The organism is Mangrovimonas sp. ST2L15 (assembly GCF_001280515.1).
In the GTDB taxonomy this organism is placed as follows: Bacteria; Bacteroidota; Bacteroidia; order Flavobacteriales; family Flavobacteriaceae; genus Mangrovimonas; species Mangrovimonas futianensis.
Window position 1 is genome coordinate 490595 of record NZ_LBIQ01000030.1, and the last position, 25916, is coordinate 516510.

Here is a 25916-nt window from a genome sequence, read left to right on the forward strand (position 1 = left end):
GAGGCTTTTTAAGCCTCTTTATTTATTACCTGTTTAAATTTAATTCTGAAATATCTCTGGATATTTTCTAATGAAATATACGGGAGTACAACTCCATGCATGACAGTAACTATTTACTGGGTAAAATTGATAGGGTGAAAGTTCTTCATTGTTTGGGTCATAAACTTCCCAGAATGTGTCTGCGCCTTTTTTCACCATACCGCCCCAATAATTTTCAATCAATTCTCTAGCATCTTCTTTTAAGTCACTATCTATTAAAGCTTGTACGTAATAATGATACAAATAGGGGCCTCCAGGTTTTATAGCATTCTTATAGTCTTGTAAATTGTGCAAAATGTTTCTGGCTTTTTTAGGCTTAACAACATCTGCTAAAATCATCCAAGATTGTGAAGCATAGGATACTTGCCTGTCCTTACCGCTAATAAAAAGACCTAAATCTTTATCGTATAGATGTTTTAACGCCCCAGATGACATGCTTTCGATCCATTTAGGTAGTTGTTTTACCTCACTCTTTTTATTTAATTTTTCTGCTAAATCCAAGGTGCCTTTCATGCTGTAAATCATAATACCTTGTAGAGCAGTTTGTCTATCTAATTGATCATTCCAATCTACAAACAACCACCATTTGTTTTTTACTGCTTTGTCGGCATTAAACACACCATCTTCTCCTAAATAAGTAGTTATATGATCCATTTGTCTTTTAGCAACTGGCCAAAGGTCATTGGCAGTTTCAGTATCCCCAGTGGCATCCAAATAATCTCTGAGAATGACATTGTATAGAATGGCATAATCAAACAAAAAAGGTGAGCCCTCTTGGGCGTGTGGGCTTGGATATTCAAATACATTAGAATATAAAAAGCCATCTTCTTGTGCGAGGGCAGCAATAAGATATAAACAACGTTTAGTGAGCATATGGTTTTCGTATGAATACATATTAGCTAACGCTTGAAGATAAAGGTCTCCTATCCAAAGTCTTCGATCTCTTTTTGGGCCGTCCTCAAAAACGGTCTGCATACATTCACTTAGTGTATTTAATCCAACTTGGTCAATTTTTTTAATTAATTCAGATGAGGTTGCACTTAAGTCTGTAATTTCACTTGTGGCCGAAGTTGTTGCTTTTACAGAGGCTTTAGTCAAAGAAAAATCAAAATAAGGAGAGCTCCCTAAGACTTCAACTTTCACATATCTAAAGGATAATCTCCTTTCTAGGGTTATTGTTGAAGGAATACTCATTACTGTTACTATTTCGTCTTGTAACCAAGCACGACTTAATCCTCCTGGGTATGGGTCAAAAGGGACAGATACTTCTGAAGGCACCTCCCCAAACGTAAATTTTAATCTAACTGGAGCATCAGTGACCCCAAATAACGTATTTAATGAAAAAGTAAACTGCCCTGTAATGTGTTCTCCAAAATCCAGTATGATTCCAGATTGGGTTTTTAGAGATGTCTTATAAAAGTCATCTAGTCCTCCAATAGATTCTGTTTTATAGACTTGAAAAGCGTTAGTATCTTTAATAGTTTTTACTAAGTCTATAGGGTGTTTTATAGTCTCTTTTAAAGAAGGGATATTGTTTTCTGCTATATCCAACCATTTGCGCCTTTCATCTGGACCATAATAATCTTGAGAAAACCCCAAGAAATTAGATAACAAAATGGATAAAATTAAAAACCATTTAAAGTTTGAAAAAGAGTGTTTCATTTCTTAATTATTAAAAGAATTGTTTAAGCGTTAAAGATACTTCAATACAGAAAAATTGGTGTCCTGTACTATGCTGAATGACTTATTTCATTAATTAATTATCACAGTATAGTACAGGATACTTTTAGCGTGATAGAAAATTAAGTTTGCATTATACAAATAACACTTCATAATGAAATATAAAAGTTTACTAAATATCCTATCTGCGATATTTGTTTTAGGTGCTATTTCTTGCAAAGCACAAAATGTACCACAACTTGGCAAGAATCCAATAAGTGAGGTCATTAAGGCCATGACCAATGAAGAAAAAGCGCATATGCTTCTTGGTTCAGAAATGTTTGGCGACTCTATTCATGGGGAGCCTAGAATGAAAGCGCCTGGTTCTGCAGGAACAACTTATACCATTCCAAGATTGAATATTCCTGCTTTATTATTAGCAGACGGGCCTGCAGGTGTAAGAATTGCTCCAACTAGACCAAATGACTCTCATACATATTATGGTACGGCATTTCCTGTAGGGACTGCATTGGCCTCATCTTGGAATACAGAATTGGTAGAGCATGTGGGTGTCGCCATAGGAGAAGAAGTAAGAGATTATGGCATAGATGTTTTGTTAGCGCCAGCACTAAATATACATAGAAACCCTCTTTGCGGGAGGAATTTTGAATATTATTCAGAAGATCCATTGGTTTCAGGAGAAATCGCAGCAGCATATATTAATGGGGTTCAATCAAATGGTGTGGGAACATCTGTCAAACATTTTGTAGCCAATAACCAAGAAACAAATCGCTTTTCGATTGATGCTCAAATTAGTGAAAGGGCAATGCGAGAAATTTATTTAAAGGGGTTTGAAATGGCCATTAAAAAGGCGGAACCTTGGACCGTGATGTCTTCCTATAATAAGGTAAATGGGAAATATACATCAGAAAGTCATGATATTCTGCAAGATATTTTGAGAAATGAATGGGGTTTTAAAGGTTTTGTGATGTCCGACTGGTTTGGAGGCTACGAGAGTTTAGAAACCATAGGAAATGGAAATAGTAATGTTGTAGCACAAATGAATGCCGGAAATGATGTATTAATGCCAGGAACTCAAAATCAATACAATTTACTCCTTGAAGCAATAAATAGTGGTGAGCTTTCGGAAGAGGTTGTCAACAGAAATATTGAAGCCATTTTAAAAGTGGTTCTTCAATCACCTGTTTTTAAAAATCAAAAATTTTCCAACACTCCAGATTTAAAGGGGCATGCAAAGATTGCAAGAGAATCTGCCGCAGAAAGTATGGTTTTATTAAAAAATAATGATGGCATTCTTCCATTTTCAACAAAATCTAAATCTGTGGCTCTTTTTGGGACAACCTCATACAATTTTATTTCAGGAGGTACTGGAAGTGGAGATGTTAATGAAGCCTATACAGTTTCTTTATTAGAAGGCTTAAATAATTCAAGTGTTAAAACAAGTAATTTTATTGAAGAAGCCTATGTGGGTTATGTGAAAGAAGAAGCCGAAAAAGAAAGAAAAAGGAGGGAGGCAAACGGAGCTATATTTACTCCGCCTAAAAGAATGGTGGAATTGGATGTGCCAAACAATTTAATAGATCAATCTGCTAAACAAGATGCTATGGCTATTATTACCATTGGTAGAAATTCTGGAGAGTTTGGGGATCGAGACATTAATGAGGATTTTTATTTAGCACAAGATGAGATTAAATTGATTGAGAATGTTTCCAAGGCATTCCATGAGCAAAACAAAAAGGTAGTGGTCATTTTAAATATTGGAGGAGTTATAGAAACATTTACATGGAAGGATAAAGTAGATGCCATTCTATTAACTTGGCAATTAGGACAAGAAGGGGGGAATGCCGTTGCAGATGTACTTTTAGGAAAGGTTAACCCATCAGGAAAATTACCTATGACTTTTCCTGTAGATTATAACAACCATCTTTCATCCGTAGGGTGGCCAGGAATGCCGGTAAGTGACCCCAAAGAAATCGATTACAGTGAAGACATCTATGTAGGGTACCGCTACTTTGACACCTTTAACATTGAACCCTCTTATGAGTTTGGATTTGGTAAATCTTATACATCGTTTACCCTTTCGGACCTTTACATAAGTGATAGGATAATCCAAAAGGAGGTGAAAATAAAAGTAAAGGTTACTAATAATGGTTCTGTTTCTGGAAAAGAAGTTGTGCAGTTATATGTATCTGCCCCTGGAATAAGCTTAAAAAAGCCTAATATGGAATTAAAAGGGTTTGAAAAGACAAAAATATTAAAACCAGGACAAAGTCAAATCCTTGAATTTATAATTACATTAGATGATTTGGTTTCTTTTGATGATAATTTAAATGCTTGGGTTGCAGAAAATGGGAACTATAAAGTTTACCTAGGTAATTCTTCTAAGAACTTAATCTTAACTGAAACTTTTGATCTTAAAAAGGAAACAATCGTGGAAGAAGTTCATGATTTATTTAAGAATTAAAAGATTCCAGAGTCAATTTTAAAAATCCTCTAACTATAGAGGATTTTTTTATTCGAAAAAGCGAAAACGATATAGCATTTCACAAAAAAAGTAAATGAAGCCTCATAGTACAGGATAGTTTTACCTTAAAATACTGTTAATATTGATCAATTATTCAAAACAACTAATGTTTTACAACTAATTATTTATTTTATGAACAGAAAATTATTAATTCAAAAAAGGCTCTTTATAGTTACTTTTTTCTTAGGCTGTCTCTTTGGTTTTAGCCAGGAAAGAATAATTACTGGTACTATAGTTGATGAATCAGGGATTACAGTACCAGGAGCTAATGTCATTTTAAAGAATACTTCAATAGGGACGATGACTGATATGGATGGCCAATATTCTCTTGAAATTCCAGAAGAAGGTAGTGTGCTGGTTATTTCATTCATGGGTTACAAACCACAAGAGATTGTAATTGGTTCTCGAAGTACCATTGATGTTCAATTGGAGCCAAATTTAGAGATGTTGGATGATGTGGTGATAGTAGCTTATGGCTCACAGAGTAAAAGGGATGTCACTGGATCTGTTCAAACAGTTGATAGTGATGAGTTTAAAAATGAGCCTGTGCCACAACTCGCTCAGAAATTACAAGGAAAAATTACTGGAGTTCAAATTACTCAAAATACCGGTATTCCTGGACAGGGTATGACTGTAAGAGTTAGGGGAGCGGCATCAATCTCTGCTGGAAGTGATCCACTTTATGTTGTTGATGGCTTTCCTCTTCAAGGAAATATTGCAAATATTAATCCAGATGAGATTGAAAGTATTTCCATTTTGAAAGATGCTGCTTCAACATCTTTGTATGGTTCAAGAGCATCTAATGGGGTCGTATTAATTACCACAAAAAAAGGTAAACATGGTAAAAACAAATTTGGATTAAGTGTTTACACGGGAATACAATCTATTCCAGAAAACGGAAAACCAGATATGATGAATGCCCGCGAGTTTGCTCAGTTTAAAAAAGAAATTGCCATTGAAAGAGGACAGGATGTACCTGAAATCTATCAAAATCCTGAGCAATATGGAGAAGGAACAAATTGGTTCAATGCAGTAACAAGGCCAGGAATTGTTCAAAATTATACAGTATCCTTTTCAAATGCTAATGATAAATCAAGTACCTCAGTTATTGCAGGGTTTCATAAAACGGAAGGGGTTCTTTTAAATTCTGATTATACACGTATTTCTCTTCGTGCGAATACAGACTATAAGTTTAATGACAGAATAAAGGTTGGATTCAATATTGCTCCTACATATACAAATAATAATACACCCCAGAGTGATGGTATTTGGTATAATTCACCAAGTATAGTGCAATCTGCTATCCTTACCAATCCATTAGCTCCATATAAAAATCCAGATGGGTCCATACCTTTAGCTGTAGGCTGGGAATATGGAACAGCTGCTTCACCTAACTGGTATAACCAAGTGCAAATAGTTAAAAACCAATCTGAGTCATTAGGGTTGCTATCAAATGCATTTATCGAAATAGATGTGTTAAAAGATTTGACTTTCAAGTCAATGGTAGGGGTTGACGCCGGTCATAGTGTTTCAGATTTCTTCTCTCCTTCAACAGCGGGAAGTATTTTTAATCCACCTAATGAAAGTGATACATCAAGAATAAGTGGTTCTCATTCCAATAGTTGGGCGTATTCTTGGCTTTGGGAGAATACATTAAGTTACAAAAAATCTTTTGGAGATCACAATTTTGATATTTTAGGAGGATATACGTTACAAGCTGCACGTTCTGAAAGTGCTTCTATGTCGGGAACTGGATTTCCTGACAATAGAGTTGAAACTCTTAATGCTGCCACTGAAATTACTGGAACTAGCGATATCCAAGAGTGGAGTTTGACTTCATTTGTTGCTAGAGTAAATTATAACTATAAAAATAAATACCTATTAACAGGGGCTATTAGAAGAGATGGATCCTCAAGGTTTGGCCAAGATAACAAATGGGGTAATTTCCCTTCTGTCTCTGCAGGTTGGGTGGTTTCTGAAGAATCATTTATCCCTGAAAGCAAAGTTTTATCTTTCTTAAAGTTAAGAGGATCATTTGGTGTTACAGGAAACAATAATATAGGGAATTACCAGCAATATGCTAATGTCGTTCCGACTAATAATCCATTCAATGATGTGCTTTTAAATGGTAGTAGCTTGGCCGGATTAAATAATACGGAACTTGGCTGGGAAACCAGTGAGCAACTGGATGCAGGTATCGATATCAACTTTTTTGATAACAGAGTTCAATTCACTTACGATTATTATAATAAAGTGACTGATAACCTTCTTTATTCGGTAGAAATCCCAATTTCTTCAGGGTTTTACAACTATGTAACCAATATTGGAAAAATAAAATTCTGGGGACATGAATTTACTTTGAATACAATAAACATTGATAAAGAGTTCAAATGGAATACTAACTTTAATATTTCTTTTAATCGAAATGAAGCTCTTGAGTTAGGTACAGCTAATTCTGCAATCTATGGAGACATGACAATTACAGAAGTAGGTCAACCACTTGGTCAGTTATATGGATTGGTTTGGGATGGTATCTACGAAACTCAAGAAGAATTTGACAATTCTCCACATCATGAAGGAGCAGAGGTAGGAAGTGTCAAGTATCTTGACATGAATGGAGATGGAGTAGTTACAAATGATGATAGGGACCGAAGACCTATAGGTAATACAGCACCTAAGTTCAATTATGGATTTACAAATACGTTTTCATATAAGAATATAGATCTATCTATAGTTTGTCAAGGGGCGCATGGGCATAAAATTGCAAATATGTCTGAAAGATTTACAGGTAATTTAGATGGTGCATTCAACGTGTTAAAAGATCTTGAAAATAGATGGAGGTCTGAAGATAATCCTGGTAATGGTCGTTGGGGGAAAGCATCTGGAAATACTGGTCCTGAAAGAGACTGGGCTAGTTCGAAATGGGTGTATGACGCAAGTTATTTAACAATTAAAAATATAACTCTCGGATATAGCTTTACAGAATCTAAGTATGATTATTTAAAGGGATTGCGAATTTATACGAGTTTGCAACAAGCCTTCGTTTTTACCGATTATCCAGGAGGGAACCCAGAAGTATCTGCGGGAGTTGGACTGTTTTCAGGTGTTGATAACACAACCTATCCCGTGCCAAGAACATTAACTTTTGGTGTTAATTACAATTTTTAAAAAAAGGAAAGATATGAAAAATAGAATTTTAGTAATAGCTATAGGATGCTTCAGTTTATTGGGGTGTAGTGATGACTTTTTAGAGAAATTACCGGAAACAGTGGTTTCTGGAGAAAACTTTTACAAAACAGAAGAGGATTTCAGATTAGCCAATGTAGGCATGTATGTTCCGTTAAGGAATTTATATGGAACAGGTCTTGCAGACTATGGGGCGTGGTCAATGGGTGAAATGAGATCAGATAATACATGTTTCATTTACAATGAAGACAATAGGGGGTATGCCGATAGAGAATATGTTGAGCAATTTATTGATGATCCCAATAGTGGTGCAATTTCAAATAAATACCAAAACGACTATATCATTATTGGAAGAGCTAACCAAATTTTAGATAAGATTGATGCTGGGGAATTTGACCAAACTCAAAAAGATAATTATAAGGGACAAGCATTGTTTTTAAGAGCTTTTGCTTATTTTGATTTAGTTCAATATTTTGGAGATGTGCCTTTGGTTTTAACTCCTCCAACAACATATGAGGAAACAATTACCGGCCAAACCGCAAAAGAGGAAATATATAATCAAATAATAGGAGACCTTGCTTTAGCGGGGACACTATTGCCAAACAAAGCTACCCAGCAGGTTGGTTTTGTTGCAGATGGTGCAGCATGGACCCTTTTGGGTAATATTTATCTTGTTTTGGAGCAATGGCAAAATGCAGTTGATGCTTTAATGAATGTTGAGGGGTATTCATTGCTTGGTAATTACTCAGATATTTACGAGCCAGCCAATAAAAATCACTCTGAGTCTATTTTTGAAGTTCAATATTACGCTGATCAAACTTCAGGGGTTTCCAGTAACTTTGCTTATAATTTCCTTCCGATTCTTTCAAACCCAGGTGTTATTCCTGGATTCCCTGATGGGAATACCAATGCATATGCAGGTTGGAATACACCTACCCCGGATTTAATCGCAGCTTATGAAGATGGAGATTTAAGATTTGATGCTTCGATTGAATTATTCACGGGAGATGACTATGTTGATATTCCATTCATAAAAAAATATGTTCATGGATCTGATGTAGCTCCAAATACTAATGATAATTGGCCAGTTTATAGATATGCAGAGGTGCTTTTGTTTTTGGCCGAGGCTTATAATGAGCTAGGTAATACCACAGAGGCATTAAATTACCTTAATATGGTCCATGCACATCCAAGAACTGGTTTAGATCCTTTATCCTCGTCTAGTCAAGCCGAACTTCGTGATTTAATTTTACACGAAAGACGAATTGAATTAGCCTTTGAAAATAAACGTTGGCTTGACTTGGTGAGGACTGATAACGTGTTGGAAGTAATGACAGAACATGTGCAAAACATTTTAGCAAATCCAACGGATTATTATTACCCAGCAAATGTATCACCTCCTGGTTATAATGTGGCAGAGTATCGTCTTCTTTTTCCAATTCCACAAAGAGAAATTCAGATAAATCCACTGTTACAACAGAACCCAGGTTACTAAACTTGAAAGAGCCATTGCAGACTTTAAATGTAATGGCTTTTTAATTATTCTTACTTAAATAATTATATGAGATACCTTCTTTGTTTTATGGCGCTCATTTTGAGTGAGTATAGTTGTTTTTCGCAATTCAGCGAAAAGGACTATTTAAAAGCCGATGGCACAGTCTTGCGGAATGAATTTGGTAAAGGAGATACTATTAATCTTAGAGGGACTAATTTGGGGTCGTGGTTAAGTATGGAGTATTGGATGTGTCCTCTGGGTACAGGCTCTCTTAATCGAAACCAGTGGACGGTAATATCTTCAACAGGTATTGATAAAAATGGGTTTAACGCCTTTGATGGGAATTATGATACAATGTGGACAGCAAGTTCTAATAACCATGAAAAGGAGATTATTATTGATTTGCAAGAAAAGCATGTGTTTAATAGACTTTCGTTCCATTTAGGGTCTTTATCAAATGGTTATGCTCAATCATTCTCTATCGAAGTTTCTGATGATAATAAACAATGGGAAACTATTTTTAATGGGCAAACCGATCAAAAAGACATAGTAGTACAGCTGCCAAACATCTATTTTAAACGCTACCTAAGAATTATTAATCAGAATAAAAATATTCAAACTTGGTCAATTGCTGAAGTTTATTTGTACATGGAAGATGATATAACAGTCAGGAACTCTTTAATTAATCGGTTTGGAGTAAAGGATGCGGATGCTCTTTTAGACGCTTATCAAAATTATTGGATCACTTCAGATGATTTAGATATCATTAAAAGGATGGGAATGAATATGGTTCGAGTGCCGTTTTATTGGATGGAATTAATGAACAATGATGGTTCTATAAAAAAGAATGGCTTTAGACAATTAGATTGGGTAGTTAGTGAATGCGCAAAAAGAGAAATTTATGTGATTTTAGATTTGCATGGTGCTCCAGGTGGTATCAATGGTTTTATAACCAGTGGTCAAGCTCATATTAATGATATTTGGACGGATAAAAAGTATCAAAAAATGACGATTGACATTTGGAAGTCTATTGCTGACCATTTTAGAGGAAACCCTACTGTAGCTGCTTATGATTTACTCAATGAACCATTTAGTAGTAATAAAGACAAGTATCCCATACATGAGTTGTATGATAATATTTATAAAGAGGTTCGAAAAATAGATTCAGATCATATTATTTCCATAGGAGCTTTTCCTGTATTCTCTTATATGGTGCCGCCTTCTCATTATAATTGGAAGAATGTGTTGTATCAGGTACATCATTATAATGAGGACAAAGAGAATTTTGAATCTCAAAAAGGCTATGTTGATGCTATTGTTAAAGAGGTGGCTCAGCACCAGTATTTATGGAATGTTCCTATTCTAGCAGGAGAGTTTAATTTCTGGAACTTTCCGAGTCTATGGGAGGATTATTTATCGCATTTAAATGGTCTTAATGTATCATGGAGTAATTGGGCATATAAAAACAAAAGGGTGGATAGTCCCATTGAAAATTGGGGTTTTTATCAAAGTAATACGAACGAAGTGCCCAATTTACAGAAAGACTCTTTCTCTGAAATTAAAACAAAATGGAGTCAATTTACTACTGAAAATTTCAGAGAGAATACGGTGCTAAAGGACGTGGTTTCAAGGAATACTGGAGCAGCGGTATCAAGACCTCCACATAACCAAAGAATAGAAATTAATTATGAGGGAAAGAAGTTATTACTTTTGGTTAAGTGTGTTGATGACGGTAAAGTGACTTTTCAAAATGAAAAAGGGCATTTTTTAGGTTTAAACAAAGTGGATAACACACTTGTTTTTAATGATGAAAAAATCAACAACATGGCTAAATTTTCGTGGATAAAAGTATCACCTTCCCGGTTTTCACTTTTAGGACCTAATAATAGTTTTGTTAGCTTTGATGTGAATCAGCTTTATTGCAAGTCAAAGTTGATTTCTGCAAAGGAAATTTTCGACTATATAATTAGATAAGAACAAGCAATTAGCTTAATTGATTTAATAATTCTTGCAGCTGTTTTTTCAATTCTATGATATCGCCCTAAGTCGCCGGCAATGAATTGGGGGCCAATATTTTTTTAACTCGTAAACTGAGGCGTCGGCTATTAGGTTTTCAGCAAATATATAGGTTATGTTGGTTTTGGGGTTGTTTGTGCTTTTTGAATCTAAATCAGGCAATTGCTCTTCGGAAATTTTCTCTAAAGGCAGAATGTTTTTGCTGCCAATCGTTGTATTAGGCTCTAGCTTTTTTTGTTAAATTTCTATTGCAGGTTGGTTTTTTATCGTCATGCCCAGGCATGGTTTTTCTTCGTGGCGTCCTTGTTTAAATGATTTTTATGGTCTTAATCCGTTAAAATAGGTGTTATTTAACCTTTTTAGATAGTTGATAAAAACCATTTAAGATTTTTTTCATTTTTAAGGTTCCCCTAAAATTGTTTATGTTTAGTAAAATTTTTAGCCATGACCATAACTATCAACGATGAAACCTTAGCGGGTAAACTTCTCAACAAAATCAAAATTGAAGTCCAATCAGAGACCATCACTTTAAAAGATCTTATTGCTGCTCGAGTGCAGGCTGAAGTTGAGGCCTACAACCAAAAAAGTAAGGACTATTTCAATGGCCTTGTGATCCCAGTCCAAGCTGAAAAAACACTTAATGGCTACAAGTTAAAGGATGGAAATAGTAAAATTGATATAGAGCAACAGACCTTTATTGCATGGGACGCTTTCCAAAAAAACGGATACTTTGTTTTGATTGATGATGAGCAGGCAGAAGATTTAGAGCAAGAACTTCTCGTCAATGAGAACACCAGTATTTCTTTTGTTAAACTAACACCGTTAGTTGGGGGATAATATATGGGAATTAAAGACACTTTAAAGTCGCTGTTTAAGAGTAATCAAAGCGACCTAGAAATAAACTTAGAAAGCAAACATCAAAAGAGGTTTGATCAAGACCTAAAACAGGTCGTTGATGAAATTAACGATACCTACAATTCTCCTGGGTGGTATTCAGTCATTACTTGGGGGAAATTAAAGTCTTATAAGGTGATTAAAGGCCGAAGTGCCTCTTATAAGAAAGAATTGGTTGTTTATTTGATAAGGCGCTTCAATGACATTAAAAAGAAGAATGACAAAAAAAAATCTTGGACTAGTCGTGATCCTGAAAGATTATTGGAATCTATATATAGTGAACTTTTAAGTGGATTGTTAAGATCTGATTTAAGTTATGAGATTTCTGAACTTGAATATCTCTTAAAAAAGTACAAGAAATCTGATGAAGCGAATATCAGAAAATTTGTTGAATGGCCCATTGGATTTACCATTCAACAGCTTGAGCGTATCATCAAAAAAGATGGTATGTCTAACGAGCTCAAGACGTTCTTGGAAGGTTTCCTAAAGTGGCCACAAATGAAACAAGAAAGAAGCTATTGGGGCACCGACATGGAAAAAGTCAGATTGAAAATCCAGAAATGGGTGTTTGAAGACGATCATGAAGAAGGCACCACACTTCCTTATAAATTAACAGCAGATCGGTTTGGAAAAGTGGTCAATCACGATATTCAAAGCCTTGATAAAGAAATGATAAATTCAGTTTATGAATTAGCCCATTTATTTATAACGGCCAAGTCATCCAAACCAACCCAAAAATACCTAAAGGCTACCAGTGAAGTCATTGATAACATTGGAATTACTAAGTATAAAGCATTGATTCAACCGTGGATTGAACTTGTTTGTTCTCTTAAGGAGATTATAGTAACCAAAACAGACACCTATGGTGGGCGCACATATACCTATAATACCCATGAGTTCATAGATGAAAAAAATCTTGTTTTCTTGAAGGGAATGGTTTGGAGCTTGGTTAAGTTCTATGATTCTAAAACCCTAGAGTTAGTGGCCAAACTAGCTGAGAGATCCTTTAAAAAAATACCAGGAGTGGGGCCAGCAGCCGCTGCCGTAGGAAATGCTTGCTTGTATGTGTTGGCAAATTCCAAAGGACTGGAAGGAATCAGTCATTTATCGCGTTTAAAACTCCGGATCAAACAGAATAGCACCCGAAATTTAATTACTAAATATCTGGAAGAAGCGTCAAAAAAATTGGGGATATCGTCCTCTGAAATTGAGGAATTGTCCATCCCTGATTTTGGATTGATACAGGGTGAGAAGTCGATTGATTTTGAAGATTATAAACTGAGATTGCGTGTTGAAGATATAGGAAAGGTAAGTTCGGTTTGGATAAAGCCTGATGGAGCAACTCAAAAATCCACGCCTTCCTTTGTTAACCAATCAGAATCCCATAAAAAGGTTCTTAAAAAGGTTAAATCAGACGTGGCCCAAATAAAAAAGTATCTTACTGCTCAAAGAGACCGCATAGATCGCATCTATTTGGATGACCGCGTTTGGAGTTTGGAAAATTTTGAGAAATTTTATTTAAACCATGGTCTAGTCAGTTTTATCGCCAAACGACTATTGTGGCAATTTAAAAAGGAGAAGGATTACCACACGGTCATGTGGGTTGACGGACAATGGCTGGATGAACATAAGGAAGTTGTTCATTGGATTGACGAAAACACATCGGTTAGGTTGTGGCACCCCATTTATGACTCAGTAGATCAAATCATGTTTTGGCGTCAGCAATTTGAGGAATTGGAAATAAAACAACCTCTTAAGCAGGTTTATAGGGAAGTTTATTTGTTGACTGATGCTGAAATCAATACCAAGACTTATAGCAATAGGATGGCGGCTCATATATTAAAGCAACATCAATTTAATGCCCTAACTTCTGTTCGAGGATGGAAGTACACACTTATGGGAGCCTTTGATAATGGCGTGGATGCAGAAATGGCTAGCATTAAAATGATTAAACACGACATAACGGCCCAATATTGGATCAATGAATTAAATGCTGATGATGCTTTTAATGATACTGGAATCTGGAACTATGTAGCTACAGACCAAGTGCGTTTTATTGATAAGAACATGGAAGTTATGGATTTGGTTGATGTTCCTAAGCTAGTTTTTACAGAGGTCATGCGAGATGTAGATCTGTTTGTAGGGGTTAGTAGCGTGGGGAATGATCCCGAATGGCGTGATAATGGTGGATTGCCCCAATATGGCGATTACTGGACAACATACTCTTTTGGTAACCTTACGGAAATAGCCAAAACAAGAAAGGATATCATAGAGAAACTACTTCCAAGGTTAAAAATTAAAAAAGTAGCCCATATCGATGGGAAGTTTTTGATTGTTAAGGGTTCTAAACGAACTTATAAAATCCATATTGGAAGCACCAATATACTTATGGCGCCAAACGATCAATATTTATGTATTGTCCAGGCAAGAGGAAAGGAGGCTATTACAGACAAGGTTTTCTTACCATTTGAAGGAGACAGAGGCCTTTCGTTGGTTCTTAGTAAAGCGTTCTTGTTGGCAGATGACCACAAGATAACAGATCCTACCATTTTAAGCCAAATCAATCGATCGTGACGAATGATGAAAGGTATACGGTTCAAGAACGTCTTCCTGAAATAAACAAGGAAGGTCAACTAAAAATCAATAGAGCTCATGTAGCTATTGTTGGCTGTGGTGGCTTGGGCTGTTTTGCAGCATTGTCCTTAACAGGTTTAGGTATTGGCCGATTAACCTTGATTGATGGTGACACCGTTGAACTGCGAAATTTACAGCGGCAACTGTTATTCAAAGAAAGTGATGTGGGGCGTTTTAAAAGCTCCGTAGCAAAGGAAACCTTAGAGCATAGAAATTCTACCATTAAAGTTATTGCCCACAATAACTTTTTAGCTCCGGAAAACTTGAAGAACTACTTTGAAGGAGTTGATGTGATCGTTGATGGCACTGATAATTACTCAAGCCGACTTTTAATAGACAGCTATTGCTCTTACCATAAAATACCTTTAGTCTTTGCAGGAGTTAAAGGCTTTGAAGGTCAGGTTTCGGTATTTAATTACAAAGGAGGCAAATCCCTAAAAGAGGTTTTTAGGCAGACGGAAAACATTTTCCGAGCGGAAAATTGTAGTGATTCTGGGGTCATGCCCTATGTAGTTGCAGCTACAGCTAATTTTCAGGTAAATGAGGTGGTAAAAATAATTTTAGGCTCTAAAGAAGTACTTCAAGGAAAACTCTTGTATTTTGATATGATGAAGCTTGTATTTAGGACTTTGTTATTGAAATAGAGTCCGTTTCCTATTAATTGACCGCCTTTTGATTTATGGTAAAAACGTGGAAAAGGTTAGTACCTGTTATTCACAAGCTGTTGAATTTGAATCTTGAGTTCTTCAATGTCTTTTTTTAACGTTTTAAGATCTCCTTTTGTTGCGTTCAATGAATCCGGAGACAAAAGCTTTTTCAACCCATAAACAGAGGCATCTGCCAAAAGGTTACCCGCCGCGGCGTGGGCAATATTGCTCTTGGGGTTCTTGGGGCTATTTGAAGCTACATCTATTAATTGCTCCTTGGAGACATCCTCTTTGGGTAAATTTGTTATTGGTACTAATTGTTGGTTTATACCGTGTTCTTTTTGATAGTGTCCGGGCACATATTTGTATTTATTTCGTTTATAGCTAGCCATGGTCTTACAACTTGTTGTACAATACACATGGTTTTTTCTTCTAGGTTCGAAATCCGTTTTGCAAAATTTGCACTGTTTCATGATTTTAATTTTTATGGAATTAGGCTTGTGTTATCTTCTAAAGCTTTTTCCTTTAAATACAATGATATTGAACATTTCAAACAGGCGATCATATACTCTGGAGCCATATCTATCTCCTAAATCCTGCAACGTTTGAACAACATCCATTTCTAGATTGGAGAAATTACAGATCATATGGGTTAGCAACCTGGAATCATATCGTTCCAAGATGACCCTTTTCATGATATCTGTTTTCCCATAGTTACTAGCTATTTCTTCAGAGCTTAAATCGTCCAAAAGGATGGTGCCCGTTTTCATGTTTTTGAAAAACGCACTTTTGTCCTCAGGTGTACCACAAGATTCAAAGGTATTGACTACAGAAGGTGTGGAAAACATTTTATACCTCAGTCCGTCAAAACGTTTGAACAACGTCTCAAAGGTTTTCATGATATCTGTTTTTCCGACACCAAACCCACCGATAATCAAAAGGCCTTTATTGAAACTCGGAATACTTAAATCCCCTTTCAATGCGGAGCAATCAAAAAACCTTGGATCTCTCAAAAAATAGTAAAAAATAGGCATGAAGTTTTCGATGGTTTGCTCTTCATAAATAAATTCTTTACCGTGTATTCTGGCAAACTGGTCTATAAATTTTTCCCATAGTTGGGTTTTACCTATTTGATGTTGCTTAAGGATGTTTTCCATATCTTTTTCATTGTTTTCTCGGCTCATAAAAGCCATATTACCTAAATGACCTCCTATGCTGTTAAATTGACCTGTTCTCATTATCTATTGGTTAGCATTTTTGGTGTTGTTTTCTTAAATTTTTCATTTTTTGACCACTTGATCAGTCTTTTTTTAATTTCAAAAAATCGCTCGGTTTCAAACCGCATGGTCTTGCCATCTTGTGACATTTCAGTCCAATACTCATAAAAAGCATTCAAAATTTCATTAGAATAATTGGGTGTGTGTTCAAAAACTTGTTTTTTGAAAAGGCTTTTCCTCTTTTCTATTGTTATTTGATTATCGTCTTTATTATACTTATTAGTTGTTGCTAATGGAATGTGATTGGTTTGTGATGGGTTTGTGTCTGGATTGCTAGCTGGCTTGTCATTTGGCATGCTATTTCGCTTGTCAAAATAATTTTCAAAGTCTCCGTTTGCAGGATCAACAATAAAATCAGGCAGATTATTAATCCTCACTTTGGTATATGAGTTGGAAGACTCCAAAGCAACATGACCAGATTCCGCCAATTTCTTCAAAGCTGTCCTCACTTTACTGGTGGTCATGCCAGTTTCCACAGCAAGCTTTTTATTGGAAGTAATAAACTCTCCTCTTTTGACGGTGATCCCTTGCCATCGCTTATCCATATAGTTGACCTTTAAAAGGCAGTGAATAAAAACTTGGCAAGTATTTACATCGGTATACCATTCCCAGTCAACAAAGTCACGACGTAATTGTATAAATCCCGTCATTTCTATGATTGTTTTACTAATTTGTTGAGGATGTCGCTTTTCTTGTAGTAAACTCTGTTCCCTAAACGATAGGAAGGTAATATTCCTGATTTTCTCCAATTCCAAAGTGCCTGTTTAGAACATTTTAGAAATGAAAGTGTTTCATCTACGGTTAGTAAATCGTCCTCATTGTTTTTTTCTGAGGGTAGCGCGTTCATAAGCTTGGTTAACTTATGGTCAACTCCTAGAAGAAGATCATCTATAAATTCCTCGGGAGATAATTGATAGAAATGTAATTTTTTTGAACTCATGTTATCTATTTTGATTATGGGTTCAAAATTGGGGTGAAAGTAAAATTTATACAGTCCAGTAGGTACTGGTACCCTATTAAATCATTTTTGAATGAGGTATAGTTAGTCCGTTTTTTTTAAATTTTTCCCTTACTTCTTGATTTTTTTCATCATCGGGATTGGAATATTTTCTAAGGGTTACATCGGAAGGAGATTCTTCAAAATTGAAGGACTGTAAAATTTGTCTAGCAACTGCTGAATAGTTAATGTCTCCAGAATTATGCAGTGGTGGATCTATGTATCCATTGTCAATTAACTCACCTATTATAAAAGCTAAATGAGCAGGCTTTCCCTTCCAGTTTAAAACCTCAGAATTTATAGAGGAATCAGACTGGGCTAATGCATTCCTAATTATTTCTAGTCTCTTGGGTAAACTTGAATTAAAACTTGAAAAAAACGATTTATGCTTGAAAACATGAATGTTAATAGATTCATGGTATACGGTATTGTCGGTGATAAAAAAACCATGGTCCAAATCTTTTTCTGCTCCTCTTTTAATGTTTTCTTGAAGAAAAATAGGGTTGTTCAAAATGTTTTCAAACTCTGGAATAACTTTTAATTCAAGAATTTTAAATAATCGAGAAGGATTGTTAGAGTTTTCTATTTGGAAGTATAAAAAGTCTTCGAGATCTAAAATGTCTATATCGAATAAGACTTGGTTTAAAAATAAAAGGAAATAAAAATCCTCTGGTAAATTTGGTTTAATAAAGTTGTAATTATCTAAGAAATTTGAATGATCAGTTTTTGTTTGTTCAAGTTCATTGTAGGGCAATGGATTAATTGCGAAAGGGGTTACATTCATAATGGTAGGGAAAGGATTAATTATTAAAAAAAGCTGAATCAGCAATTTTTAAAGCTTTTTCTTTTGGTGTAGCCTTAATATAATTGTAAAATTCTTTTTCAGAGGTATGTCCGCTAATTGTCATTATGTCAATAACGGGCATTTTTGATAAATAAGCATTGGTACAAAAAGATCTTCTTGCTGAATGCGTTCCTATCAATTCATATTTCGGCAGCAATTGTTCCTTGAGTTCTCCTCCAATAGTTTTTCTTGAAAGAACCATTTCTTTTATTTTGGCCTTTCTTCCAATTTTTTTAAGGTACGTATTAATATCCTGATTATTCATTTTCTTGGGAAGGTCACCTTTGTATCTCAATTTCATTATTTCAATAATCTTAGGGTGAACAGGTATGTAAATCGTTTTATTCGTCTTCTGTTGAGTTATTTCAAATACTTGTTTTCCTCCAAAATTAACAATATGGTTTTTATTTAAGCCATTATAGTCAGAAACTCTCTGTCCTGTATAGTACCCTATAAGAAAGATATCCCTTGCCCTTTCCCATTCTTTGGTTTTGGAAAGGTCCAATTTATATAGATCGTCGATTTCATTTTCTGTTAGGTAAATAGAGGTGGTTCTCTCCTGCATTCTTTTAAAGTCTCGATGTTTGTATTTTAAACAAGAGTTGAAACCATCATCGGTAGCCCTATTCAATAAGGCTACTAGATTTTTAATGTGTTTGTCTATGGTATTTGCGGCATAATCTTGGTCTTCTAAATATTTGACGAACAAATCGTAAAAAGTGAGGTCAAATGCTCCAAAATCAAGATTGAATGCATATTTTCTGTTGAAAGATTTTAATTGTTTAATGGTTTGTTTATAAGCTCTAATGGTAATTAGGCTTAATCCGGAGCCTTTGGATTTTAGCTCCTCCTGAAAGGTCACAAAGTTATCACTAAACTCAAAAAAAGATTGGTTCTCATTAGGTTTCTTTATTCTGGTGTCTAAAGAATCTAAGTATAGGTTCTTTAATTTAAATTTACTTTGTTTGTCTTCTTCTTTTAAGAGGGAGTAGTTTTTTAAAAATATAGACTTAATACTTGCTAGCTTGCTATTGATATCATCTCTATTTGTAATAGTCGATATATTTCTTACCCTTTGGTTCTTAGAATCCCAATTTGCTGGTAATATTTTAAAACCAGTAGTTAATTTTATTCTTTTGCTCCTTCCATAACTGAAATCAAAAAGAATAGGTGTTGGTTTTTTATCGTTCGGAGATTTCAATCGGAATTTTAAGGTTCCTGAGGTGCTTTTTACGGTGCTCATGTAATAGTTAGTTTTAATAAAAAGGGACAACATTGGGGACAACATAAGGTTGAAAAGTTGTTATTTCAAATATATTAAAAATATTTACAATCTCTATTAAGCCTAGTAAAACAAGGGATTTTAGTAGCAATGGATTAAAATAAGATCAAATAGAATAAACTAAAAAATAGTCCAGTTGGGACCACATTAGTAAAATCAAGCCTTTCAAGAAATTGAGAGGCTTTTTTCATATTGAATAGTCATGGGGCTTTTGTCTTTATTCAATTGAGAGTTTCTTTTTTCTTCTTGGAAATAGAATTTTAGGTTTTTACCTCTTGGCACATGTATAGGTTTAACTCTTTACAGGAAATACCAATTATCAATATCTTAATAAACAGAAGTCATTTTTAAACATAACGATATTTGAAATCAATTGAAAAAAATTATATTTGACCGTTAAGCTATTAATTGTAAGTGATTTATCAAATTCCAAGGGGTTTGGTAGGCTTTTTAATGAAATTATTTTGTTGAAAATCATTTTTTTATACTTTTACAACTGAATGAAAACATATCCCAAAACAATAATGACAACAATGTTCATTGTATTAATAAACATTGTTTGCGTAGCGCAAGGGATTCCCTCATCTGATGTGCCCCCACCAACACCACCACCGCCAGGATTAGCTCCTATTGATGGAGGCTTGCTCGTAGGTTTTATTATTGGATCTGTTATAGGAATAAGATCATTCCTAAAAGGTTCGAAGAGAAACTAATGACGCTTGCCCATTAAACGATTCACGTATTTCCCAATTACATCAAATTCTAAATTAACTTGATCTCCCTCCTTTAGGTTTTTGAAATTGGTATGTTCTAAAGTGTATGGTATGATTGCTACGCTAAATTCATTTATTTTTGAATTTACGACGGTTAAGCTGACACCATTAACAGTAATAGAGCCCTTTTCTATGGTTATATTGTTTAGAGTAGCATCATATTCAAAAGTAAAAATCCAACTTCCATCCTGATTTTCAATATTTTTGCATTGGGCAGTTTGGTCAACATGGCCTTGAACAATATGTCCATCCAATCGATCACCTAATTTCATAGCTCTTTCCAAGTTCACATAATCCCCTTTTTTTAAGGGCCTTAAATTGGTCTTGTTTAGAGTTTCGTCTATGGCTGTTACGGTATATAGGCTGTCATTTATTTGTACTACGGTAAGACATACACCATTATGGGCAACACTTTGGTCTATTTTTAATTCATTGGTGAATGAACATTCAATGGTAATATGCATGTTGGAGTCTTCTTGCGATATATCCTTTACAATTCCTAAATCTTCAATAATTCCCGTAAACATGGTTGTCATTTATTTGGTTAAATTTGCATGGATAAAATTACAAACAAAAGTTATCTTAACTTCATGAAGCAAGAAGAAAATATTATCGTTGGTATTTCTATAGGAGATTTAAATGGGATTGGTCCAGAAGTGGCCCTTAAAACTTTTGAGGACCCCAGAATGCTGGAATTTTGCACCCCTATCATTTTTGCCTCTGTTAAGGTGGTCTCTTTTATAAAAAAACAATTAGGCTTAACACTTAACCTTAATGGAATTAATGATCTAAATAAGGTAGTCCCAGGTAAGATTAACGTTTACAATGCTTGGAATTCTGGAGTTAATATAAATTTTGGTAAAGAAGATCCAGTAGTTGGAGAATTTGCCATTAAATCTCTGTTTTCTGCTACGAAGGCCTTAAAGAGTGGTCAAGTCGATGTTTTGGTAACGGCACCTATTAATAAACATAACATTCAGTCAAAGGATTTTCAATTTCCAGGTCATACAGATTATTTGGCGAAAGAGCTAGGCGGAAAAAGTTTAATGTTCATGATTCATGATGATTTAAGAGTTGGTTTGCTTACTGATCATGTTCCTGTAAAGGAGGTGGCTAATCATATTACAAAAAAGTTGATTAAAGAAAAGGTTGCCATGGTGATTGATTCTTTGAAAATGGATTTCCAGATTGCAAAACCAAAGGTTGCTGTATTAGGCATTAATCCGCATACAGGCGACAATGGTGTAATAGGAAAAGAAGATGATGAAGTTTTGAAGCCAACCCTACTTGAAATACGCGAAAAAGGGGACTTGGTTTATGGCCCTTATTCTGCTGATAGCTTTTTTGGCTCCAAAAATTATCAAAATTTTGACGCCATTATTGCAGCTTACCATGACCAAGGGCTTATACCTTTCAAAACCTTGGCTTTTGGGAAAGGGGTTAATTTTACAGCGGGCTTGACAAAGGTGAGAACCTCGCCAGATCATGGTACAGCGTATGAAATTGCAGGAAAAGGTGAGGCAGATGAAACCTCTTTTAAAGAAGCGGTTTTTAAGGCAATTAGTATTTTTAGGAATCGTAATGAGTATGAGAAACTTACCGAAAACCCTTTAAAATTGAAGCAGAAAAAGTTATAAACAAAAAAATGTTTATAAACATTCCTGGAGTAAATAAATTTTGTATATTTGCGGGCTCAAATAAGATGTGATAATGAAGTCATTGAAGGAGTTTAATATCCAATTCGTTGGATTAAAATTAGGGAAACATCAATTTGAGTACGAGATCACTAATAAGTTCTTTGAGCATTTTGAGTTTCAAGAGTATAACAGTGCCGAAGTTAAGGTTCAAATTGAATTAAATAAAAAAACAACTCTTATGGAGTTGCATTTTGATATTCAAGGATTTGTCAATGTCAATTGTGATTTGACTAATGAGCCTTATGATCAGCCAATTGCTAATACATTTGATTTGGTTGTTAAATTTGGTGAAGAATATAATGATGAAGAACCAGATTTATTGTTTATTCCTCATGGGGAATATCAAATTAACGTTCAACAATATATTTATGAATTGATAATTTTGTCAGTTCCAGCAAAGCGAATTCATCCAGGTGTAAAGGACGGTACGTTAGATTCTGAAATACTTAAGAAGCTTGAGCAACTTAGTCCAAAGCAGGATAAAGAAATAAAGGAAGATACAGAGGAAACAGATCCTCGATGGAATACATTAAAGAAACTATTAACGGATAAAAAATAAAGAATAATGGCACATCCTAAGAGAAAAATATCCAAAACTAGAAGAGATAAGAGAAGAACACATTATAAGGCAACTGTTCCGCAAATTGCTACGTGTCCTACTACTGGGGAAGCTCACTTATACCATAGAGCTCATTGGCATGAAGGAAAGCTTTACTACAGAGGACAAGTGTTGATTGACAACTCTGAGGCAGAAGAAAATTTAGCATAAGTACTATGCGCGCATATATTAAAACGCTCACCTGTGAGCGTTTTTTTTGTGATAAATTTTTATAGAAGTCAAAAACAACTTAATTTGCATAAAATTTAACCAAAACGGAGTGTTTTTTTAACTTTTTGGGGTTAAATAGCCTTTTTTGTGCCGTTTTTTGGGTCAGTTAATTTAATAGCTATGAGTAAAATCTCAGCAGCCATAACAGCTGTAGGTGCTTATGTGCCAGATTTCGTGTTGACCAACAAGTTACTTGAAACTATGGTCGATACCAATGATGAATGGATTACCACTAGGACTGGAATCAAAGAGAGACGTATTCTCAAAGAAGAAGGACAAGGAACTTCTTTCCTTGCCATAGAAGCAGCCAAAGATTTATTAAAGAAGAAAAATTTAGATCCAAAAGAAATTGATTTGGTCATTGTAGCAACAGCTACGCCAGATATCTTGGTGGCCTCTACGGCTGTTTACACAGCAACACAAATAGGAGCAACCAATGCTTTTGGATATGATTTGCAGGCGGCATGTTCCAGTTTTTTATACGCTATGTCTACTGGAGCTGCTTATATTGAATCAGGCAGATATAAAAAGGTTCTAATCATTGGAGCCGATAAGATGTCGTCTATTATTGATTACACCGATAGAGCAACCTGTATTATTTTTGGAGATGGTGCCGGAGCCGTTTTGTTGGAACCAAATGAAGAGGGACTAGGATTGCAGGATGAATACTTGAGAAGTGATGGACAAGGACGAGAATTCCTTAAAATTGAAGCAGGTGGATCCATTTTGCCGCCTTCAAAAGAAACTGTAGAGAAAGGTCAGCATTTTGTGCACCAAGATGGAAAAACGGTTTTCAAATTTGCTGTGTCCAATATGGCCGATGTTGCCGAAAAAATAATGACCAGAAACAACCTATCTCATGAAGATGTGGATTGGTTAGTTCCTCACCAAGCAAACCTTAGAATAATCGATGCTACTGCCAACAGAATGAAACTCGATGATTCTAAAGTATTAAAGAATATACAAAGATACGGTAATACAACTTCAGCCACTTTACCATTATTACTAAGTGATTTTGAAAAACAATTCAAGAAAGGTGATAATTTGGTCTTCGCCGCTTTTGGAGGTGGATTTACTTGGGGTTCTATTTACCTGAAATGGGCTTATAACTCCTAACTAAGACAACTAATAGAATTTTTAACAAAAAGAAACTATGGATTTAAAAGACATTCAAAACTTAATCAAATTTGTAGCAAAATCTGGTGCAAGTGAGGTTAAATTGGAAACAGATGATGTTAAAATAACCATTAAAACAGGATCTGATGACAAAGAAACGACAACATACGTTCATCAGGTTCCAATGGGTGCCCATGTGGCTCAAACACCTGCAGTAGCTGCACCGGCAGCTCCTGCTCCTGCAACTAGTGATGCGGCGCCAGTAGCTCCTGCAACAACGACAGAAGATTCTAAATACATTACAATAAAATCTCCAATTATTGGAACATTCTATCGCAAACCATCTCCAGATAAACCAACATTTGTTGAAGTTGGCCAAACGATTAAGGAGGGAGATGTGTTATGTATTATTGAGGCTATGAAATTATTCAATGAAATTGAATCAGAGGTTTCAGGAAAAGTTGTAAAAGTATTGGTTGACGATTCATCACCAGTAGAATTTGACCAACCATTATTCTTGGTTGATCCTGCTTAAACTTATTTATCACAAATTTCAATTCTCAAATTCCACAAGTTAATTGGGAATTTGCTTTTTGAAGATTGAAAATTGGAAAAAATTATGTTTAAAAAAGTATTAATAGCCAATAGAGGTGAAATAGCACTACGTGTTATTAGGACCTGTAAAGAAATGGGCATCAAAACAGTGGCTGTGTATTCTACTGCTGATGCCGAAAGTCTTCACGTAAAGTTTGCAGATGAGGCCGTATGTATCGGTCCTCCATCCAGTACAGATTCTTACTTAAAAATTTCAAATATCATTGCAGCTGCAGAAATTACAAATGCAGATGCTATTCACCCTGGATATGGATTCCTTTCGGAAAATGCCAAATTCTCTAAAATCTGCGAAGAGCACAAAATAAAGTTTATTGGAGCTTCTGCCGATATGATTGAGAAAATGGGAGATAAGGCTACGGCAAAGGCAACTATGAAAGAAGCTGGAGTGCCTTGTGTGCCGGGTAGTGATGGTATTATTGAAACCTATGAAGACTGTGAAAGAATAGCAGAAGAAACAGGTTATCCTGTCATGCTTAAAGCTTCCGCAGGAGGTGGAGGTAGAGGTATGCGTGCGGTTTGGAAAAAGGAAAATCTAAAAGCCGCTTGGGATTCTGCTAGACAAGAATCGAAAGCAGCCTTTGGAAATGATGATATGTATATGGAGAAGCTTATTGAAGAGCCTCGACATATAGAAATTCAAGTGGTAGGTGATTCTACAGGTAAGGCTTGTCATTTATCAGAAAGAGATTGTTCCATTCAACGTCGACACCAAAAGCTAACAGAGGAAGTGCCTTCCCCTTTTATGACTGATGAATTAAGAGAGGCCATGGGTAAGGCTGCTGTTAAGGCTGCTGAATATATCAATTACGAAGGTGCTGGAACCATAGAATTCTTGGTGGATAAGCACCGTAATTTTTATTTCATGGAAATGAATACCCGTATCCAGGTTGAGCACCCAATTACCGAGCAGGTGATTGATTTTGACTTGATTAGGGAGCAAATTTTGGTTGCTGCTGGTGTTCCAATTTCTGGAAAGAATTATTTGCCAAATCTTCATTCTATAGAATGTAGAATTAATGCCGAAGATCCATATAACGATTTTAGGCCTTCACCAGGTAAAATTACAACCTTACACGCTCCTGGAGGACATGGTGTACGTTTGGATACGCATGTATATGCGGGATATACCATTCCGCCCAATTATGATTCCATGATAGCCAAGTTGATTACAACGGCTCAAACTAGGGAAGAGGCGATCCACAAAATGAAACGTGCCTTGGATGAATTTGTGATAGAGGGTATTAAAACCACTATTCCTTTTCACAGGCAATTGATGGATCATCCAGATTACTTGGCTGGAAATTATACCACTAAGTTCATGGAGGATTTTAAAATGGCTCCTAAGGTAGAAGAAGAATAAAAATAAAACTC

General features: G+C 35.3%; 22 protein-coding genes. 14 read left to right on the top strand and 8 right to left on the bottom strand.

Annotation, left to right across the window (positions count from 1 at the left end):
* Positions 1-39: 39 nt before the first annotated feature.
* Positions 40-1701 carry a family 78 glycoside hydrolase catalytic domain gene (locus tag ZA07_RS06100; protein WP_053970835.1) on the bottom strand — a complete coding sequence of 554 codons (1662 nt, stop codon included), beginning with the start codon at positions 1699-1701 and terminating at the stop codon, positions 40-42.
* A 172-nt stretch (positions 1702-1873) separates the two neighbouring features.
* On the opposite strand from ZA07_RS06100, the gene ZA07_RS06105 reads away from it, so the two are divergent.
* The 7 genes from ZA07_RS06105 (at position 1874) to ZA07_RS06135 (ending at position 15112) form a co-directional block, all read left to right on the top strand.
* Positions 1874-4183, top strand: a complete 2310-nt coding sequence (locus ZA07_RS06105) for a glycoside hydrolase family 3 protein (protein WP_053970836.1) — start codon at positions 1874-1876, stop codon at positions 4181-4183.
* A 192-nt stretch (positions 4184-4375) separates the two neighbouring features.
* Positions 4376-7411 carry a TonB-dependent receptor gene (locus ZA07_RS06110; protein WP_053970837.1) on the top strand — a complete coding sequence of 1012 codons (3036 nt, stop codon included), beginning with the start codon at positions 4376-4378 and terminating at the stop codon, positions 7409-7411.
* A gap of 13 nt (positions 7412-7424) precedes the next feature.
* Positions 7425-8924, top strand: a complete 1500-nt coding sequence (locus ZA07_RS06115) for a RagB/SusD family nutrient uptake outer membrane protein (protein ID WP_082316586.1) — start codon at positions 7425-7427, stop codon at positions 8922-8924.
* A gap of 66 nt (positions 8925-8990) precedes the next feature.
* Positions 8991-10898, top strand: coding sequence for a cellulase family glycosylhydrolase (locus ZA07_RS06120; RefSeq protein WP_082316525.1), 1908 nt, complete (start codon positions 8991-8993; stop codon positions 10896-10898).
* A 486-nt stretch (positions 10899-11384) separates the two neighbouring features.
* On the top strand, positions 11385-11777 hold the full coding sequence (locus ZA07_RS06125; RefSeq protein ID WP_053970840.1) for a hypothetical protein: 393 nt from the start codon (positions 11385-11387) through the stop codon (positions 11775-11777).
* A gap of 3 nt (positions 11778-11780) precedes the next feature.
* Positions 11781-14408, top strand: coding sequence for a DUF4132 domain-containing protein (locus ZA07_RS06130; protein WP_053970841.1), 2628 nt, complete (start codon positions 11781-11783; stop codon positions 14406-14408).
* On the top strand, positions 14405-15112 hold the full coding sequence (locus ZA07_RS06135; RefSeq protein WP_053970842.1) for a HesA/MoeB/ThiF family protein: 708 nt from the start codon (positions 14405-14407) through the stop codon (positions 15110-15112). Before ZA07_RS06130 ends, ZA07_RS06135 begins: the two co-directional genes overlap by 4 nt.
* Positions 15113-15168: 56 nt before the next feature.
* Here the strand turns inward: ZA07_RS06135 and ZA07_RS06140 are convergent, their stop codons facing one another.
* The 6 genes from ZA07_RS06140 to ZA07_RS06165 form a co-directional block, all read right to left on the bottom strand.
* On the bottom strand, positions 15169-15588 hold the full coding sequence (locus ZA07_RS06140) for a hypothetical protein (protein WP_157492076.1): 420 nt from the start codon (positions 15586-15588) through the stop codon (positions 15169-15171).
* A 30-nt stretch (positions 15589-15618) separates the two neighbouring features.
* Positions 15619-16353 carry a hypothetical protein gene (locus ZA07_RS06145; RefSeq protein WP_053970844.1) on the bottom strand — a complete coding sequence of 245 codons (735 nt, stop codon included), beginning with the start codon at positions 16351-16353 and terminating at the stop codon, positions 15619-15621.
* Entirely contained in the window at positions 16353-17042 is a 690-nt protein-coding gene (locus ZA07_RS06150; RefSeq protein WP_157492077.1) for a hypothetical protein, read from the bottom strand. Before ZA07_RS06150 ends, ZA07_RS06145 begins: the two co-directional genes overlap by 1 nt.
* A 2-nt stretch (positions 17043-17044) precedes the next feature.
* On the bottom strand, positions 17045-17332 hold the full coding sequence (locus ZA07_RS06155) for a helix-turn-helix domain-containing protein (protein ID WP_053970846.1): 288 nt from the start codon (positions 17330-17332) through the stop codon (positions 17045-17047).
* A 76-nt stretch (positions 17333-17408) separates the two neighbouring features.
* Positions 17409-18173, bottom strand: coding sequence for a hypothetical protein (locus ZA07_RS06160; RefSeq protein ID WP_157492078.1), 765 nt, complete (start codon positions 18171-18173; stop codon positions 17409-17411).
* Between the two features lie 16 nt (positions 18174-18189).
* Positions 18190-19476, bottom strand: coding sequence for a site-specific integrase (locus tag ZA07_RS06165; RefSeq protein WP_197276704.1), 1287 nt, complete (start codon positions 19474-19476; stop codon positions 18190-18192).
* A gap of 572 nt (positions 19477-20048) precedes the next feature.
* On the opposite strand from ZA07_RS06165, the gene ZA07_RS06170 reads away from it, so the two are divergent.
* Positions 20049-20228 carry a hypothetical protein gene (locus tag ZA07_RS06170; protein ID WP_231628642.1) on the top strand — a complete coding sequence of 60 codons (180 nt, stop codon included), beginning with the start codon at positions 20049-20051 and terminating at the stop codon, positions 20226-20228.
* Here the strand turns inward: ZA07_RS06170 and ZA07_RS06175 are convergent.
* Positions 20225-20815, bottom strand: coding sequence for a riboflavin synthase (locus tag ZA07_RS06175; RefSeq protein ID WP_053972063.1), 591 nt, complete (start codon positions 20813-20815; stop codon positions 20225-20227). The genes ZA07_RS06170 and ZA07_RS06175 overlap by 4 nt on opposite strands.
* A 63-nt stretch (positions 20816-20878) precedes the next feature.
* On the opposite strand from ZA07_RS06175, the gene pdxA reads away from it, so the two are divergent.
* The 6 genes from pdxA to accC all read left to right on the top strand — a co-directional run bounded on the left by pdxA (position 20879) and on the right by accC (position 25905).
* Positions 20879-21925, top strand: a complete 1047-nt coding sequence (gene pdxA / locus ZA07_RS06180) for a 4-hydroxythreonine-4-phosphate dehydrogenase PdxA (RefSeq protein ID WP_053972064.1) — start codon at positions 20879-20881, stop codon at positions 21923-21925.
* Positions 21926-21998: 73 nt separating this feature from the next.
* On the top strand, positions 21999-22544 hold the full coding sequence (locus ZA07_RS06185; RefSeq protein ID WP_053970850.1) for a DUF177 domain-containing protein: 546 nt from the start codon (positions 21999-22001) through the stop codon (positions 22542-22544).
* A 6-nt stretch (positions 22545-22550) separates the two neighbouring features.
* A complete protein-coding gene (gene rpmF / locus ZA07_RS06190) occupies positions 22551-22754 on the top strand; it encodes a 50S ribosomal protein L32 (RefSeq protein WP_053970851.1) in 204 nt (67 codons plus the stop codon).
* Positions 22755-22934: 180 nt separating this feature from the next.
* Positions 22935-23930 (top strand): beta-ketoacyl-ACP synthase III, encoded by a 996-nt coding sequence (locus ZA07_RS06195; RefSeq protein ID WP_053970852.1) that lies wholly within the window; start codon positions 22935-22937, stop codon positions 23928-23930.
* Positions 23931-23967: 37 nt separating this feature from the next.
* Positions 23968-24465, top strand: coding sequence for an acetyl-CoA carboxylase biotin carboxyl carrier protein (gene accB, locus ZA07_RS06200; protein WP_053970853.1), 498 nt, complete (start codon positions 23968-23970; stop codon positions 24463-24465).
* An 84-nt stretch (positions 24466-24549) separates the two neighbouring features.
* Complete coding sequence (gene accC / locus ZA07_RS06205) at positions 24550-25905, top strand: acetyl-CoA carboxylase biotin carboxylase subunit (RefSeq protein ID WP_053970854.1); 1356 nt, start codon at positions 24550-24552, stop codon at positions 25903-25905.
* Positions 25906-25916 lie beyond the last annotated feature (11 nt).

Coding starts and splice junctions, on each gene's coding strand:
- ZA07_RS06185 (WP_053970850.1), top strand. CDS start 21,999: ATGAAGTCATTGAAGGAGTTTAATATCCAATTCGTTGGATTAAAATTA.
- accB (WP_053970853.1), top strand. CDS start 23,968: ATGGATTTAAAAGACATTCAAAACTTAATCAAATTTGTAGCAAAATCT.
- accC (WP_053970854.1), top strand. CDS start 24,550: ATGTTTAAAAAAGTATTAATAGCCAATAGAGGTGAAATAGCACTACGT.
- ZA07_RS06105 (WP_053970836.1), top strand. CDS start 1,874: ATGAAATATAAAAGTTTACTAAATATCCTATCTGCGATATTTGTTTTA.
- ZA07_RS06175 (WP_053972063.1), bottom strand. CDS start 20,815: ATGTTTACGGGAATTATTGAAGATTTAGGAATTGTAAAGGATATATCG.
- ZA07_RS06155 (WP_053970846.1), bottom strand. CDS start 17,332: ATGAGTTCAAAAAAATTACATTTCTATCAATTATCTCCCGAGGAATTT.
- ZA07_RS06145 (WP_053970844.1), bottom strand. CDS start 16,353: ATGAGAACAGGTCAATTTAACAGCATAGGAGGTCATTTAGGTAATATG.
- ZA07_RS06110 (WP_053970837.1), top strand. CDS start 4,376: ATGAACAGAAAATTATTAATTCAAAAAAGGCTCTTTATAGTTACTTTT.
- ZA07_RS06170 (WP_231628642.1), top strand. CDS start 20,049: ATGTTCATTGTATTAATAAACATTGTTTGCGTAGCGCAAGGGATTCCC.
- ZA07_RS06160 (WP_157492078.1), bottom strand. CDS start 18,173: ATGAATGTAACCCCTTTCGCAATTAATCCATTGCCCTACAATGAACTT.
- ZA07_RS06165 (WP_197276704.1), bottom strand. CDS start 19,476: ATGAGCACCGTAAAAAGCACCTCAGGAACCTTAAAATTCCGATTGAAA.
- rpmF (WP_053970851.1), top strand. CDS start 22,551: ATGGCACATCCTAAGAGAAAAATATCCAAAACTAGAAGAGATAAGAGA.
- ZA07_RS06120 (WP_082316525.1), top strand. CDS start 8,991: ATGAGATACCTTCTTTGTTTTATGGCGCTCATTTTGAGTGAGTATAGT.
- ZA07_RS06150 (WP_157492077.1), bottom strand. CDS start 17,042: ATGACGGGATTTATACAATTACGTCGTGACTTTGTTGACTGGGAATGG.
- ZA07_RS06125 (WP_053970840.1), top strand. CDS start 11,385: ATGACCATAACTATCAACGATGAAACCTTAGCGGGTAAACTTCTCAAC.
- ZA07_RS06100 (WP_053970835.1), bottom strand. CDS start 1,701: ATGAAACACTCTTTTTCAAACTTTAAATGGTTTTTAATTTTATCCATT.
- ZA07_RS06195 (WP_053970852.1), top strand. CDS start 22,935: ATGAGTAAAATCTCAGCAGCCATAACAGCTGTAGGTGCTTATGTGCCA.
- ZA07_RS06130 (WP_053970841.1), top strand. CDS start 11,781: ATGGGAATTAAAGACACTTTAAAGTCGCTGTTTAAGAGTAATCAAAGC.
- ZA07_RS06115 (WP_082316586.1), top strand. CDS start 7,425: ATGAAAAATAGAATTTTAGTAATAGCTATAGGATGCTTCAGTTTATTG.
- pdxA (WP_053972064.1), top strand. CDS start 20,879: ATGAAGCAAGAAGAAAATATTATCGTTGGTATTTCTATAGGAGATTTA.
- ZA07_RS06140 (WP_157492076.1), bottom strand. CDS start 15,588: ATGAAACAGTGCAAATTTTGCAAAACGGATTTCGAACCTAGAAGAAAA.